Origin of the sequence: Roseibium sp. (genome assembly GCF_965233565.1) — a bacterium.
In the GTDB taxonomy this organism is placed as follows: Bacteria; Pseudomonadota; Alphaproteobacteria; order Rhizobiales; family Stappiaceae; genus Roseibium.
In genome coordinates, this window is the sequence record NZ_OZ247494.1 from 4,146,670 (window position 1) to 4,161,322 (window position 14,653).

Annotated in this window: 10 protein-coding genes; 9 read left to right on the forward strand and 1 reads right to left on the reverse strand. The window is 52.2% G+C overall.

From position 1 onward, the window contains the following. Positions 1-17 precede the first annotated feature (17 nt). From ACO6TG_RS18995 to ACO6TG_RS19020, 6 genes are all read left to right on the forward strand, one after another. Positions 18-1,340 carry an RkpR, polysaccharide export protein gene (locus ACO6TG_RS18995; protein ID WP_422374626.1) on the forward strand — a complete coding sequence of 441 codons (1,323 nt, stop codon included), beginning with the start codon at positions 18-20 and terminating at the stop codon, positions 1,338-1,340. 57 nt (positions 1,341-1,397) lie between these two features. Then, complete coding sequence (locus ACO6TG_RS19000; protein WP_422374627.1) at positions 1,398-2,414, forward strand: hypothetical protein; 1,017 nt, start codon at positions 1,398-1,400, stop codon at positions 2,412-2,414. Between the two features lie 167 nt (positions 2,415-2,581). Then, the gene (locus tag ACO6TG_RS19005) at positions 2,582-3,511 is read left to right on the forward strand and encodes an N-acetylneuraminate synthase family protein (protein ID WP_422374628.1); all 930 of its coding nucleotides are present in this window, start codon (positions 2,582-2,584) and stop codon (positions 3,509-3,511) included. A 5-nt stretch (positions 3,512-3,516) separates the two neighbouring features. Beyond that, the gene (locus ACO6TG_RS19010) at positions 3,517-4,692 is read left to right on the forward strand and encodes a cytidylyltransferase domain-containing protein (protein WP_422374629.1); all 1,176 of its coding nucleotides are present in this window, start codon (positions 3,517-3,519) and stop codon (positions 4,690-4,692) included. A gap of 5 nt (positions 4,693-4,697) precedes the next feature. Beyond that, a complete protein-coding gene (locus ACO6TG_RS19015) occupies positions 4,698-5,912 on the forward strand; it encodes a DUF6716 putative glycosyltransferase (RefSeq protein ID WP_422374630.1) in 1,215 nt (404 codons plus the stop codon). Positions 5,913-5,933: 21 nt separating this feature from the next. Continuing rightward, a complete protein-coding gene (locus ACO6TG_RS19020; RefSeq protein WP_422374631.1) occupies positions 5,934-7,652 on the forward strand; it encodes a glycosyltransferase family 4 protein in 1,719 nt (572 codons plus the stop codon). Between the two features lie 18 nt (positions 7,653-7,670). Here the strand turns inward: ACO6TG_RS19020 and ACO6TG_RS19025 are convergent, their stop codons facing one another. Further along, entirely contained in the window at positions 7,671-8,408 is a 738-nt protein-coding gene (locus tag ACO6TG_RS19025; protein WP_422374632.1) for a hypothetical protein, read from the reverse strand. Positions 8,409-8,765: 357 nt separating this feature from the next. Between ACO6TG_RS19025 and ACO6TG_RS19030 the strand changes: the two genes are divergently transcribed. The 3 genes from ACO6TG_RS19030 (at position 8,766) to ACO6TG_RS19040 (ending at position 14,651) form a co-directional block, all read left to right on the forward strand. Beyond that, positions 8,766-11,015 carry a methyltransferase domain-containing protein gene (locus ACO6TG_RS19030; protein WP_422374633.1) on the forward strand — a complete coding sequence of 750 codons (2,250 nt, stop codon included), beginning with the start codon at positions 8,766-8,768 and terminating at the stop codon, positions 11,013-11,015. Between the two features lie 22 nt (positions 11,016-11,037). Then, positions 11,038-13,026, forward strand: a complete 1,989-nt coding sequence (locus ACO6TG_RS19035) for an alpha-2,3-sialyltransferase (RefSeq protein ID WP_422374634.1) — start codon at positions 11,038-11,040, stop codon at positions 13,024-13,026. Between the two features lie 89 nt (positions 13,027-13,115). After that, on the forward strand, positions 13,116-14,651 hold the full coding sequence (locus ACO6TG_RS19040; protein WP_422374635.1) for a B12-binding domain-containing radical SAM protein: 1,536 nt from the start codon (positions 13,116-13,118) through the stop codon (positions 14,649-14,651). The last annotated feature ends 2 nt before the right edge of the window (positions 14,652-14,653 follow it).

Below are 14,653 nucleotides of genomic sequence, written 5' to 3' on the forward strand. Positions count from 1 at the left end.
GAACTTAAGGTTACTCTATGTCATCTGCAAAAAAGGCGACTGAAGCCAGCAAGAATGCCAGTTCGCGCGGTGCGGTTCTTGAACTGCCTCAAAAAAAATCGGACATCGTTCCGTCCAAGGTCGCAAGGGACTCTTCACTCGTCGAGCGGCTGAAGCGCAAGGGACTGGATCCACAAAAGCTGCTTGATCTGGCACTCCCGTCCTCAACGGCCAAGTCGGTGACGAAATTTCGGCACAAGCTTATCTTGGTCGGATTTTTCCTGTTGGTTGCGCTACCGTCGGCGGCGTTCTCGGCATACATGTTCTTCTGGGCCAGCGATCAGTTTCATAGCACCACCGCCTTTGCTGTTCGAAGCTCCAACCCTGTCGCGGCAACAGAAGTCCTCGGCATGGTGATGGGGAGTGGCTCGTCTGACTCAACGACCTCCAACAGCTATATCGTTACAGACTACATTCAAAGCCAGGCAATCCTGGAAGATATTGCAGACGAAGTCGATCTGACGGGCGTGTTCAACCGAGAAGGGGCTGACTGGCTGTTCAGAATGGGCGAAGACCTTCCGATTGAGGACAAGCTCAGCTATTGGAATGGAATGGTCGATGTGAGCTATGACTCAACGTCGGGCGTTATTTATCTGGAAGTTCGCTCCTTCAAACCGGAAGACTCTGTTTCGATTGCCAGCCTTGTGCTGGAGCGCAGTGATATCCTGGTGAACAAGCTCTCTGAATCCAACCGGCGACAATCCGTACGTTATGCGGAGGAGGCGGTAGCACGCGCCGAGGCGCGGTTGAAGGCCATTCGGAAGCAGCTGCTGGCCTACCGGGAAGAAACCCAGGAAGTGAATCCGGAGGCAAATGCCGAAATCGCTGCAGAAATGATCGCGGGGCTCGATCAGGAACGTGCCACGAGAGAAGCTGAAAAAACGACCTTGATGAGTTATCTGGATGAGGATTCGCCTCGAATCCGGATGCTGGATCAGCAGATATTGGCTCTTGAAAGTGAAATCGCTACCGTGCGCAAGCGTTTGGGGTCGGGAACATCGGCTTCCGGAAGCGGTGACAACTCGAACAGTGTCTCGTTCAGGCTGGCTGACTATTCAGACTTGGCGGTAGAGGAAGAGTTCGCGCAGCAGCTTTATGTGACTTCGTTGGCAAGCCTGGAAAAAGCCCGGCAGGAGGCCGACAACAAAAGTCTGTATTTGGCGACATTTATTCCGCCTACCTTGTCTGAGGACGCTCAGTATCCAAATCGCCTGATGTACTCGCTCGCGGTGTTTTTCATGCTTGCAGGTTTCTGGCTTGTGGCAGTGTTGCTCTACTACAATGTACGCGACAGATCCTAGAAGGTTGATGAGGTGGGCTCCAGCTCATACTTCGGCCTGAAGCCACAGCATGCCCAAATGAATATCGGTATTGCGACCTCCGGGCTCTGGAAGCTCCGGAAGGCAGTCGAGCTTCTTGTTCAAGCAAGGCCCAGGAAAACGTTGTCGGCTTTGAGGGTCGATGCGATTGCGGGTTGGGGGCATAAACCGACCAGTGATCGTGCCCGCAAACGGGCCCGGTCGGCGGGATTGCCCTACATAGCTTTTGAAGACGGCTTTTTGCGTTCGTTGAGCCCGGGAAACGAAGAACTTCCGCTGTCGATGGTCGTCGACCGCACAGGTATCTATTACGATTCGAGACAGCCGAGTGATCTCGAGCCGTTTGTCAGAAAGAGGGCTCAATCCAATCGCGAAGGAAATCGTGCAAGGAATTTGATCGATCTTCTGAGAGACAAGCGGCTTTCAAAATACAACAATGCGACTATTCATGATCTGTCCAGATTGAACCTGTCCTCAAATCACGCAAGAGACAGAGTGCTGGTGATTGACCAGACCGCAGGGGACGCTTCCATTCCTGGCGCCAGAGCCACGGCCAGCACCTTTGGCGACATGCTCTTGTGTGCGGTCGAAGAAAATCCAGGTTGCGAAGTCATCGTCAAGACGCACCCGGAAGCGGCAAACGGCCGTAAGAAGGGCTACCTGACGAAGGGGACGGTTTCCCAGAACACCCGGCTCGAGAAACCGCTTGCGGACAACAGGATCAGATTTGTTTCCGAGCCGATAAACTGCTGGAGCTTACTTGAGGCTTGCAGCCGGATTTATTGTGTTTCAAGCCAACTTGGCTTTGAAGGACTTATGGCGGGATGCGAAGTCCATACCTTTGGATGTGCTTTCTACAGCGGTTGGGGCCTAACGCAAGACCGTTTGGCTGTTTCACGCGGCTCGGCAAGTCTGGAGGCCTTTGTTTCCGCGCTCTATTTCGACTACAGCAAATTCATAGACCATGAAAACAACAGTCTCATGAGTGTTGAGGAAGGAGTTGAAATGCTCATCTCCAAACGGGCTCTTAACTCAGGTCTGAACCACGAGAAATAGGCTGCGGTCTTCAGGAACTGTCGACACTCTTCGAACGACAGGGACTTGTTTTGTAACCACAGATGTGGGAAACAGTGGCCGCCGTGAGTGGCAGAAATAGGCGCTGCCCATTCACACGGAAAAGCTACAAGCCCGTATTTATCTGTGATGTAGGTTAAAGGCTCAAGATGGTTGATGTTAAGGTAATTGCCGAGATCGGGTGCAATCACAAGGGCGATATGGATATCGCCAAGGAACTTATCCAGGTCGCAAGTAAAGTGTGCGGTGCACATATTGCCAAGTTCCAGAAACGCCACAATCGTGAGCTTCTAACCGTAGACGAGTACGACACGCCGCATCCCGTGCCAGAAAACGCCTATGGTCCGACCTATGGCGCGCACCGCGAGTATCTCGAGTTTTCTGTTGGTCAGCACAAAGAGTTGCAGGAAGAGTGCCGTCTTGCCGGCATCGACTACTCCACCTCGGTCTGGGATTTGACCTCCGCCCAGGAAATTGCCTCGTTGAAACCGAACCTGATCAAGTTGCCGTCGGCAACCAATCAGCACTTCGTTTTGCAGGAATTCCTCTGCAAGAACTATGATGGTGAAATCCACGTTTCGACCGGTATGACCACCCGCGACGAAATTGAAAAGGTTATTGCCTTCTACGAAAAGCATGGCCGTGCCAAGGACCTCGTGGTCTATGCCTGCACGTCCGGCTATCCGGTCGCGTTTGAAGACCTTTGCCTGATGGAAATCAACACCCTTCAGGAAAAGTACGGCGACCGCGTGAAGTCCATCGGTTTTTCCGGCCACCATCTCGGTATCGCAGCCGATGTTGCCGCTATGGCCCTCGGAGCTGCAGGCTACGAGCGCTACGGCAAAGGCAAGTTCGAGTATATCGAACGCCACTTCACGCTTGACCGGACATGGAAAGGCACCGACCACGCTGCCAGCCTGGAGCCGGATGGGCTCCGCCGCATGTGCCGCGACCTGCGGAACGTTGCAAAGGCGCTCGAATTCAAGAAGTCGGATCTCCTGGACGTCGAGAAAGTTCAGCGTGACAAGCTGAAGTGGCGCGAGGAAAAGCACGGGGCGAACATCCGCCAAGTGTCTTAAGTGTCATGGACGTAATTGCCGTTATTCCTGCGCGGGGAGGGTCCGTTGGTCTCCCCGGCAAGAATGTTCGTCCGCTTCTCGGTGTGCCGCTTGTGGCCCGCACGGTCCAAACCGCGTTGCGGGCCAGATCGCTGAATGAAGTCTTCGTCACCAGCAACGACGACGATATTCTGCGGATTTCCGCGGACGCAGGCGCAACCGTCATTCGGCGTCCGGAGGCACTGAGCAACAGCACTGCGAGTTCCGAAGCCGCACTTCTTCATGCACTTGAGTGGCTTGAGGGACAGGGGAGGAGCTTGCCGGACTATCTTGTCTTCCTGCAGTGCACGTCTGCCTTCACCCGTCCGGAAGATATTGACCTTGTCCTGGAAACCATGATCGGCAAAGGCGCCAAAGCAGCGTTCTCCGCTGTGGAGGATCACGGTTTCATCTGGCACGAAGACGACGATGGTTTTGCCCAAGGCATCACGCACGATGAGAGTAAGCCGCGTCAGCGCCGACAGGACATGAAACCGAGATTTCGCGAAAACGGTGCGATTTATGCCATGCATGTGCCGTCCTTTCTCGCACAAAGGGAACGTTTCTGCGGACCGACTGTTCTTGTCCCTGTCGATGGCCCGACCGTCGAGATCGACAGCCAGGAAGACTGGGATGTTGTCGAGGCTTACCTGAATGCGCGCAACCGTTCCGCGCAGCCGGCGGTTCAGACGCGCAAGATCAAGGCCGTCATCACGGATTTCGACGGTGTCCATACCGATGACCGTGTGATCGTGGACCAGGACGGCCGGGAAGCCGTCACCTGCAGCCGCAGGGACGGCCTCGGCCTGGAACTCATGCGCAAGCGGGACGTTAAGCTGATGATCCTCTCCAAGGAGGCCAATCCGGTCGTCCGGGCGAGGGCTGCCAAGCTGCAGATGCCGGTAATGAACCAGATCGATGACAAACTGTCCGTTCTGGATACCTGGCGTCAGGAGCAGGGGCTTGAGTGGTCTGAAATTGTCTATATCGGAAATGATGTGAACGATATCGATTGCATGCGGACTTGCGGGCTGTCCTTTGCGCCGGCGGACGCTCATCCTTCTGCGCTGGATGTGGCCGATCATGTCTTGAATGCTGAAGGCGGGAAGGGCGCGGTTCGGGAAATGTGCGACTATCTGATCGCGGCCGGCTACGTGGAGTAAAGTCAATGCGTGTGCTCGCTCTAGCTGGATACGATTCCTTTCTGAATACGGTTCGGCTCATAGCGCCGCATTTCGAAAAACAGGGTGCGTTGGTCGATTTCGCCCTGATCAGCGCCCGAAAAAGAAAGCAGATAAGCGCTGAACAAATTGCTGAAATGGGTTTCAGCAAGCCAATCCCCGCCGTAAAGATCAAGGACCTCTGTCAGAGCGGTGACATCCAGTCCTACGACATTGTCCTGTCGTGCCTTGAAGGGATGTCAACGCGTCACCTGTTCCACTATCTCGAGGAACTTGGAGACGCGCGGCCGCTGGTAATATGTGTCTATCCTGGTTTGGTGCTGCGATATGCCTATGACGGGTTTTCGATGCGAGCGCCCGCGGATCTGCTGTGGCTGAACTGCCTGAGAGATCTGGAAGCCTATCGTGAAATGGCAACCTCATTTGGAATTGACCCGTCAAACGGACGTTTGTTCGGGAGTGGCTCCCTCCTTGAACGCATTGCAAGACAACCGGCAGCCGAACAGTCTGGACCGGTGGTATTCTTTGAGCAGGCTGTCATTCCCCGCTACTTCGACGAAAGATACTACCTCGTCAAAAGGTTTTGTGATTTGGCACGCAGGTTTCCCGAGAGAAGCTTTTTGCTGAAGGCGCGCGCACCCGGCAAAAAGGCCACCCTGCACCGAACCTGGTACCCGATTGAAAACATCTTTGATGAGATCCGGGCGTCTGCCGAAGGCGTGCCGGACAATGTTAGCCTGACAGACGAAAAGACGGGCAGTCTGATTGCGAGAGCCTCCCATTGCCTGACGGTTTCTTCCACGGTCGCTGTGGAGTGTCTGCAGGCGGGTGTACCTCTCACTATTGTTTCAGATTTTGGTGCTCATGATGATTATGGGCTTCAGTATTTTTATGGCTCCGGGCTGCTGAGAACCTTTGACGATTTCTCGCTTGAAGGTGCCCGCCCCAATTCGGATTGGCTGAAACGGTACACTGCCGATCCATACGACAACATTGAGCAGCTGGTATCCGAGGCAATGCAAATGGATCGAAGGCGTAACCTGAGAGATGGCGCTGTCTCTCAAGCTTCCCGGTCGTTTGCAATTGAACTTGTCGAAAACCTAGGAGTGTCCAAGTATCTCCGCCGTAGCTTTGAGTACAAATCCGTTAGCGACAGGATCGCGCTGTATAAAAGACGTCTCTTCAATGGGCGTTTGCGATAAGACGGTGTGAGTGCGCACGAAATGAACATTTTTTTATTTTGTTCACATCCGTCAGAACTCCCATGGTGTATTGACCTTGCAGAAAGACTCCGGGCCGCGAAGGGGTCTGGAACAAGAATTCTTTTCTTTGCCGAGACCCGCGGAGAAGAACGAAAATATGCTTCCCAGCTTCGCGAAAACGCCGCGCGAATTCCATTCGACAATATCTATCCTACTGAACCACGGAACTTGTTTCGAAAATTCTTCAAGTTCGGCGCGAAGAACAGACTAACAAACAGTATCGTACAATTCTTTTCTGAGCACATTGAAGCCGTCGAGACAGTTGTCGTGCAGCTGGATGACAGTCATCCACGTGCGAAATCCGTGGCTACGGTCTGCCGAAATCTGTCGATCCCGCGCTTGCTGGTCGCAAAATCATGTCTCCCGCGTCAGAGCGGTTCCGAAAAAGCTTGTTCGGTCAGTGAAAAATGGGGGAGTACTGCGCCAGAAAAGCTGATAGTTCCTGATTGCGAAACGAAGCAAAAGCTACTGAACTTGCGGAGCTTTAGTGATGCGACAATTGAAGTGTCGAAAGTTGTCTCTGCAGACGCTCAACAGCAGGACAATTTTGAATTTCGTCTGAGCGCAGCGCTTGATGAGATCAAACTGGTTCGGGGCCGCAGGATAGACCCGGATAGGCTTCCGCAGCGGATCTTGGATTCCGATCGTTTCAGACAGAGTTCGGTGGTCGTTTTTGGAACTTCTTTTGGAAGTCACATTGGTGTCGGGAAACCTGTTCGAGAATACTTTAGAAATATAAGAGATCAGCAAAGCAAACTGAAACTCCAATTGGTTTTGCCGAAGATGGACGGCACATTCCTGGAGAGATTGGCAACCGCGGATATAATTGTCCTCAATTCCTTCGATATTCTGCGAGTTCTCAAAGAGAGCACGATTAAGAAACTGGGGAGGATTTTTGAGAGCAGCGGAAAGAAGTTATACTTCTACTGTCATGAAACAGATTTTGCCTATTCAAATTTGGCGCAAAAGTATCCTAAAAAAACAAGTTTGTTCGTAGAACATGTTCTGCCGAAAGCACATGTACTTGCGGTCAGTGAAGCGCAATCGGATTGGCTACAGCAATTCGGCAGCCGAAGCATCACAGTTGTCTACAATTGCATTTCCAGACACAAGCTTGCCGGCTTTGAGCACTTGCAAGTGTCAGGTCCCCCGAACATCGTCATGGTCGGAAGCCAGCAGCCGCGAAAAGGGGTCGAGCTTTTTTCACGTGTTGCCGACATTGCCGCCTCTCGAGGTGACCCATGGAACTTCACCTGGCTTGGCGCAGGCAGGAACCACTCGGCCAACATGTATCGTTCAAAGAACGTCAATTGGGTCGGTCATGTCAGCGAGAACAAGATTGCAGAGTGGCTGGCCGAAGTGGATGTCTTTTTTCTCAGTTCGGTCGACGATCCCTTCCCGCTAAGCGTGGGCGAGGCTCTCTGGATGAAAAAACCCTGTGTTCTTTACGAGAACACGGGATTTGCCAAATTCGTCGAAGACAAAAAGTTCGGGGCTGTCTTCCATTCGTATCAACCGGAACAGGCCTATGCGTGCCTGAACGAGGTGTTGCGCGATCGCGAGAGCTTTGCCATTGATCGTGCTGCAGTCGAAGAACTGATCAGTGAAGACAACTTCGTGACCAGAATGCTCATGGCTATTCATGGCTCAGAGCATGACGGGCCCAAATCCAAACGATGAGCGTGGTTCATCCAGAAATCAACTATAGCCGAAGCGTTTGAAGGCGTCGTTCTCAAGTTGCTTCATTTTCTCAAGTTGATTTGGCTGCCAGTTGGCAACATTTTCCCTGGATGAGACATTTTCTCGTTTGCTAACATTCGGATAGGCGAACCCGAAGTCATTGCATAAAGATTTGTAGTCGGAATCTATCGTTTCAATTTTCAGAACCCGGTCGACCAAAGGTCGTTCGCTATCGGAACCAAGATAGGTTTGGTACATTTGCGAAACAAAACCGGGCGCGTGATCAATCACGTTATCGATGAACTTGGCGAAATCGCGGTCGTGGCAGGGGGCAATTTCCCTGAGCGGATGCCACACACCTTCACCTATCCAGGTATCGAAATTCGGCTTTCCCGCCTGGTCAAGCGTTTCAGTCCGGTCGGTCACTTTTGGGCTCAGGAGATACCGCCACCAGGACTCATACCAGGTGATGGGATTTCGTACACAAGAGAAGGACAAGTCATAATCATCTGCGACATCATCCAGCCTGCAATGCTTGATGTCGCTCTTGACCTTAAGCCGCGGCTGGATCACGCAACCTGGATAGGTTTGCCGCCACAGATGTGCCACAGATGTGCCCCCGCATTTCGGGATGTGCAGGAAATAGACAATATCAGCAGTGCGTTCCGGGTTGTGGACTTTTTCGGATCGCCCGAATGACGTGCCGAGTGCACGCCGCTCCTTGAGAGCAGCCTCAGACTTCACAAAAAGTGGCATTTTCGCATCCAGACAACAAACAGATTTACGGCAAGGCCTATGGGATTCATCGAAACAAGTCAAATCGGCACCGCGCGTCTTTACAGAGCGAATTCTCGGGGCGGTGTCTGCATGCCGGTACTGCTGATTTCGAGTTTGCAGACCGGAGCCGAAGAGCGGGTAAAAGTGTCTGGTTTTCGCGGCCGGCTGAATGGTGTCCGGTGAAGGACTTGCCTGCAAAAACTTCTGCGATGTGCTTGATATTTTTGTGCGCTGTTTCTAGACAAGGGAGCGCTAAGAAAATTCGGATCTATTGGCCGTCGGACGAGCCATTTGGCTGTGTCGGTAGTGAGCATGAATGGGAATATAGGTGGGCAATTGAAACAGTACTCGTGTTATTTGTGCTCGGAAAAATGTTCGAATGTTCAAACAAATATCGAATTTGGTCTGCCAATCTTTCGATGTGACGGCTGTGGACTATTGCAAACGGGGCGCATTTCCGAAAGTTTTCTAAATAAATACTATGCAGGTGAGTATTCTGATGCGCGCCTGATGCATGTCTCAGAAGGCTATCTGAAAACAGCGGCCAGGCGAGGCGAAGACCAGAAGGCCTTCGTAGAAGCGGTCTCGGGAACCACGCAATTTGAAAATGTGCTGGACTTCGGAGGCGGCTTCGGCGGTGCGCTTGAGGCATTCCCCCAATCGAACAAGTACCTTTACGAGGTCGATCCTCAGGCCCTTGAAAAACTCAAGGCCGCAGAAGGTGTAAACCTCCTTGGCCCAGCCGAACTTGAGAGCGAGGACTTCGGGCAGTTTTTCGACCTGATCATCGTGTCGCACGTTCTGGAACATCTCAAGGATCCGGTTCTGGAGCTGGAACGCCTGCAATCGCGTCTGAAGCCTGGCGGGTATCTTTTCATTGAGGTGCCCACCGAGGATGAAACGGTTCTGCGTCTGCAAGTGGAAGCCGCGGAGCCAGGATTGGGGCACATCTTTCATTTTGAACTCGGCACGGTGCGAAAACTGCTGGAGGAGTGCAGCGGTTACCGAGTGGCTGAAACGGTTCAATGCGGTGTTGACAAGATTGCATTCTACAAGCGCCAGATCGAGATGGAATTTGGTATTTCCAATTCCGGAAATGGGATCTGGCTGCGAGCGCTTCTGCAAAGTGATGGCTCAGCTGTTGAGCCAAAATCGCGCAAGAAGGATACGGATCTGGCTGACACGGTGCTCGAATGGCTCTATTTGCGCTGCACATACGAACGAGATGCAGTAAAATGGTCAAGAAAGGCATATAAAGAACTGCAAGGCATTGTTTCGGAACCGGTGCCCTCCGCCGAAGCTGTCATTGGTCTGGAAAAGGGTAACCTGCAGAAACTGTTTTTCCTGTCAGAGAAAGCACGCCGTGAGGCCCTCGACAATGCTAAGACATTGAAGCAGGCAGTTCAGGCAAATGGCAAGTTGACCGAGCGCGTCGAGGCAGACACTCGTGAAAAGAAAGACCTTCTGAGGAAGGCTGAAGAAAAAGAGAAGAAATTTCAAGGCGAGCGTGCCAAGCATCAAGGCGAATTAAAGTCAAAAAATCGAGAATATCAGGATCTGTTGAAGAGAGTTGAGGCAATGGAAAAATCTACGGCGTTTCGTCTCGGTACATTTTTAACCTCCCCGCTGAAATTCTTTCAGGGGAGCAAGAAGTTGGACGCAAAACCCCGCCCGGTCGTAGAGAGCGAGGCGCAGAAGGCAAAACGTGTAAAAAAGATTTCTGAAAATCGGGAAGATGTTCAGAAGTTCTATGAAAACAATGGGTTTGCACTTATTCAGGATGTTATTCCGAGTGAGGAAGCTCGTGGGATGTCGGGGAAATTCAAGTCCGATCTTATCCATGAGAATGTTCCGGACGAGGGACACACCACCTTTGACATCGCGGCGGTTCATAAAGAAGGGCGCGACTATGCCTTTGATCCCCGCGTGCTTGCAGCAGTAAGGAACTGCTTGGGTGACGATATCAAATTCCTGCAGTGGGCGACCTATCAGTTAAACCACATGTCGTTTCCGTGGCACCGTGACGGACCGTTCCGCCAGTTCGGTATCGGCCATGACTGGGACGAGAGCCAGGACCCTTACAAGGTCGCAAAAATCATCCTCTACCTGGATTGCCGGGATTTCGCCATGGCGGTTTATCCCGAAACGCACAAGCGTGACATAGACCGCACACAGATCAAGCCTGATCGGGATAACTTTGTTCTGCTTGAGCCGATCCAGCAGACGGCGGATACGAAACTTGAAAACAAGCCCTATCTCGTTCGCGTGAAGCCGGGAGATGCGCTGGTTTTTGATCAGCGGCTGTACCATTGTGGCCGTTTGATCGACCCCAAGACAGGTAAGTTCACTAAGAGCATTCCTGGTGACAAATCTTTCCTGTCATACACTTACGGGGCCGACAATCCTCATTCCTATCGTTTCTTCGCCTACTTCAATCGCGAAAGAGCATTCAACATCAAACCGATGAATGATGATCTGGTTAAGCAGCTCAAAGACGAGAATTTGATGCTTTCGACCGGCCAGGACAACTACTTCGACAAGCATCCTGAACAACGGGAGCACCTCTGGCTGCCTGAAGCTAAGTAGGTAGAAAGCATAGGAAATTAAAATGAAATGGCCTGGATTGCCCTCACAATTGCTGCGGGGCCCTATCTCCTATTTGGCGGAAAACAATAATCTCCCGCTTGCGATTATCGGCCCTGGCCCGTCCTTGAACGACATCGATCCAGGCAACATACCCGACGAAGTCATCCGCTTTCGGATGAACATGTTCTTTGCCGAACCGACGCCACGGTTCGGCAAGCGCGTGGATGGCTATTTCTGGGCAAACGACCTGGACGTCATGTATGAACTGATGTTGTCGACATTCCAAAACAACGTCTACGACTACAAACTCTTCTTCACACCCAATGAAATCAAGCCGGAACGTCCGACCGGTAAAGAGGTTGCCAAGAAGGTCAAGGAAGTTCTCAGGCCTCGCTACGACCACTGGTGGCTTATCGGAAACCATCCAGATGTCGTGCGCAACATGCTGTTGAGACCCTTGCCGACGCAGACTTTTCAGGCTTTGGCCACAGGGCTGATACTCGGTTACCGCGAGATACATCTCGTCGGGATCGACATGTACCAGAACAAGGGCGAGAGATACGCCCATTCCTATTCGGAGGATATCAAGTCAAAGCTGGACATCAAGCACAGGGCGCCGGGCTACGAGGACAAGGCGCATACCGAGCGGCGTGACCTGGCTTTTCTGGCGCATCTGATGAAGTGTTTTCCTGATGCCAAGATCTACAATGCCTCCAGCGTTTCTCCCTTGAAGGATGTCTTGCCGGATTCCCCGTTGATGCACGGGAAAGCGATTCAGGTTTCTGACCAGCACAAGAATTCAAGTCAGACTGCGACAGAGGCTCTGGTGAACGGCAAGAAACCGATCATCACGGGTTACAAGGACATTGCTCCTGAAAATGGCCTAGTCGCAAATGCGCCGGCCATAGCCCAGAACATCAGGCGCATTGCAAACCTGTCTGGTCCCATCAATGTCCTCGGAAAAAGCCTGGGCTTGAAACGTCATGTTTCTAAGAAAAAGAAAAATGGCGCCGCCGGCTCGGCCGAGAAATACAACGTCCTGGCCATTTCTCACGAAGCACATTCCAAAACGGGCGGCTACCGGCCGATCAAGAGCTATATCGAGGCCACTCAGAGGAATGGTGAAAACAACCGTCTGATGGACCTCATTGGCGAAAAGAAGCCAAAGAACAGATCCTTTAAGGTGCCGGAAGCCCAGGTCACCATAATAAATTCAATCGCCGCTCTGGGCTGGGATGAGGTCAATTCATCCATTTATCAGCGCCGGAACGTCTTTCTTTATCTGCATGAGATGGGTTGGATTTTCGACAAGATCAGAACCGACGACATTGTTCTGTATCAGCGCATTACGAAAGCAATCCAGACCTTCCCGGTGCTTTGTGTTTCCGAACTTCAAAGAAGCTATATCGAACAGACGTTCGCACCAAAAAGCACTCATGTTGTCTACAATGTAACCGATGCCGGCAACACCAACATTGACGCAATTTCCACCGGGGCTGGAGCTGCTGACGGTATCAAGACCATCTTGATGGTCGGGACAATCCAGAAGCGGAAAGGTCCGGACCTCTTCAGCCAGGTTGCCGATCTGGCCAAAGAACGCAATCTGCCCTACAGGTTCGTATGGATCGGCCACCAGACGGAACCGATTGAACAATTGTCAAAAAATGTAGAATGGCAGGGGTACAGGGAAGGCAAGGAGCTGACAGACGCGATGCGCTCGGCCGACCTGTTCTTTCTGAGCTCCCATGACGATCCATTTCCGCTCTCTTGCATTGAGGCATTGAGCTGGGGTATCCCCGTTGTAAGTGGGCAAAATTCGGGTGTTTGCGAAGTCATACGTGACCTGAAGGGAAGTGGCATTGTGGTCGAGCGCACTCCGGAAATCGCATTGGAAACAATTCAAGGTGCTCTAGGCGATCAGACGGATCCACTGACAAACTTCAAGGCTGTTCAGGACTATGTCTCCAGCGCGAAGTTTATCGAGACGTTAGACGGCGTTCTGAAGGCCTAGAGGCAGCAAGCAAACGACGGGCATGATACAGGCTCGAAACACGATGAAATGTTGGCGCGGCCGCCTGATCTGAGAATTGGAGACGAGTTTTGGCTAAGGTACTGCTCATAAACCCTAATAAATGGGGACGCGGCATTACTGCTATCTGGATTCCTGCCCACGCAGCATTGTTGCGCAGCCAGGGCCACGAGGTGGAATTGTTCGACGCGACATTTTTCACTCAGTGGACTGTGGATGAGATTGGCTATAACACGGAGAATGGGCAGTACAAGCCTGCCGGTTATAAAGATTATATCAAGTATAACGACAAGCCGATTTTTGAAGAGCTGAAGGCGAAAGCAGGGGAATTCAAACCAGATATTGTGTTCTGGTCGGCAATTTCTTCGCATATCCATGGCGAAGGCGAATATGTCAATATCCAGTATGGATATGAGCTGGCTGAAAAACTGCAGGACACTGGCGCTCTTTTGGTGACGGGCGGCTTGCAAGCGACGGCTTCACCTCACGACGTCTTCAAGAGAATGCCCAACATCGATGTTCTGATCCGGGGCGAATCCGAATTTGGGTTGCTGGACATTGCAAATGCTGTCGATCAGAAATCGGAGATCAAGCACATTCGGGGTCTGGCTTTCAAGAACGACGATGCTGAAGTCAAGACAACACCTCCTCAGCCAATTCTGCAGAACCTCGACGATATTCCTGCTTATGACTACTCGATCTTCGAGCCTCAGGTCTTCTTTCGAGCGTACAACGGAGAAGTGTTGAACGCTGCTGACTACGAGCTGTCGCGAGGCTGCATCTATGCTTGTGAATACTGCGTAGAGACGGTCATTCAGGAATATTACGGTTTCAACGAAACCACCCGGTCCGGCGCGATCCGGCGCGCCCCGGATTATCTGCGCAGCAAATCTCCTGAACGGATCCTTGAGGAAATGCGCCGTTTAAGGGAAGAATTTGGCGTCCGTTTGCTTCGCTGTCAGGACACCAACTTCCTGACGATCAAGAAAGACACGCTCAACGGTCTGGCCGACCTGATGGACAAGGCCGATCTCGACGTGATGCTGTATATCGAAACGCGCCCGGAAGGCGTGACGGATAGCTCCATCGAATTGCTAAAGCGGTTGAAGGTCGACGGTGTTGGCATGGGTGTTGAGCTCGCAACGCAGGACTTTCGCGAAGACAAGCTGAGACGGTTCGCCTCTCAGGAAAAAATCATTCGGGCGTTCAAGCTGCTCGGTGAAGCGGGCATTAAACGAACGTCCTACAACATCATCGGACTTCCGGAACAGGACGAGGAGTCCATTCAGGCGACAATCGAGTTCAATCGCCTGATCGCGCCGGACAACACGACCGTGGCGTTTTATTCACCGTATCAGGGAACGGCACAGCAGCAAAAAGGCAACGAACTGGGGTACTTTGACGAGTACGAGTTCCACGTGGACGGGCAACTGCGCACAGTCAGCCGCGACACTCTTGTCGATGCAGAAACGCTCTGCTTCTACAAGGCAAGGTTCGCGCGTCTTGTACGGGAAGGCCTCTCCAACCTTGACCAGCTGAAGGAAGAATACTTCGCTGAGCAAGCCAAGCAACAGGCGCAACAAGGCTTGGCCCAAGCCGCGGTTTAAGG

What these genes read in the sequence shown, in the direction of transcription:
- ACO6TG_RS18995 (WP_422374626.1), top strand. Translation starts at nt 18, where the DNA reads ATGTCATCTGCAAAAAAGGCGACTGAAGCCAGCAAGAATGCCAGTTCG.
- ACO6TG_RS19000 (WP_422374627.1), top strand. Translation starts at nt 1,398, where the DNA reads ATGAATATCGGTATTGCGACCTCCGGGCTCTGGAAGCTCCGGAAGGCA.
- ACO6TG_RS19005 (WP_422374628.1), top strand. Translation starts at nt 2,582, where the DNA reads ATGGTTGATGTTAAGGTAATTGCCGAGATCGGGTGCAATCACAAGGGC.
- ACO6TG_RS19010 (WP_422374629.1), top strand. Translation starts at nt 3,517, where the DNA reads ATGGACGTAATTGCCGTTATTCCTGCGCGGGGAGGGTCCGTTGGTCTC.
- ACO6TG_RS19015 (WP_422374630.1), top strand. Translation starts at nt 4,698, where the DNA reads ATGCGTGTGCTCGCTCTAGCTGGATACGATTCCTTTCTGAATACGGTT.
- ACO6TG_RS19020 (WP_422374631.1), top strand. Translation starts at nt 5,934, where the DNA reads ATGAACATTTTTTTATTTTGTTCACATCCGTCAGAACTCCCATGGTGT.
- ACO6TG_RS19025 (WP_422374632.1), bottom strand. Translation starts at nt 8,408, where the DNA reads ATGCCACTTTTTGTGAAGTCTGAGGCTGCTCTCAAGGAGCGGCGTGCA.
- ACO6TG_RS19035 (WP_422374634.1), top strand. Translation starts at nt 11,038, where the DNA reads ATGAAATGGCCTGGATTGCCCTCACAATTGCTGCGGGGCCCTATCTCC.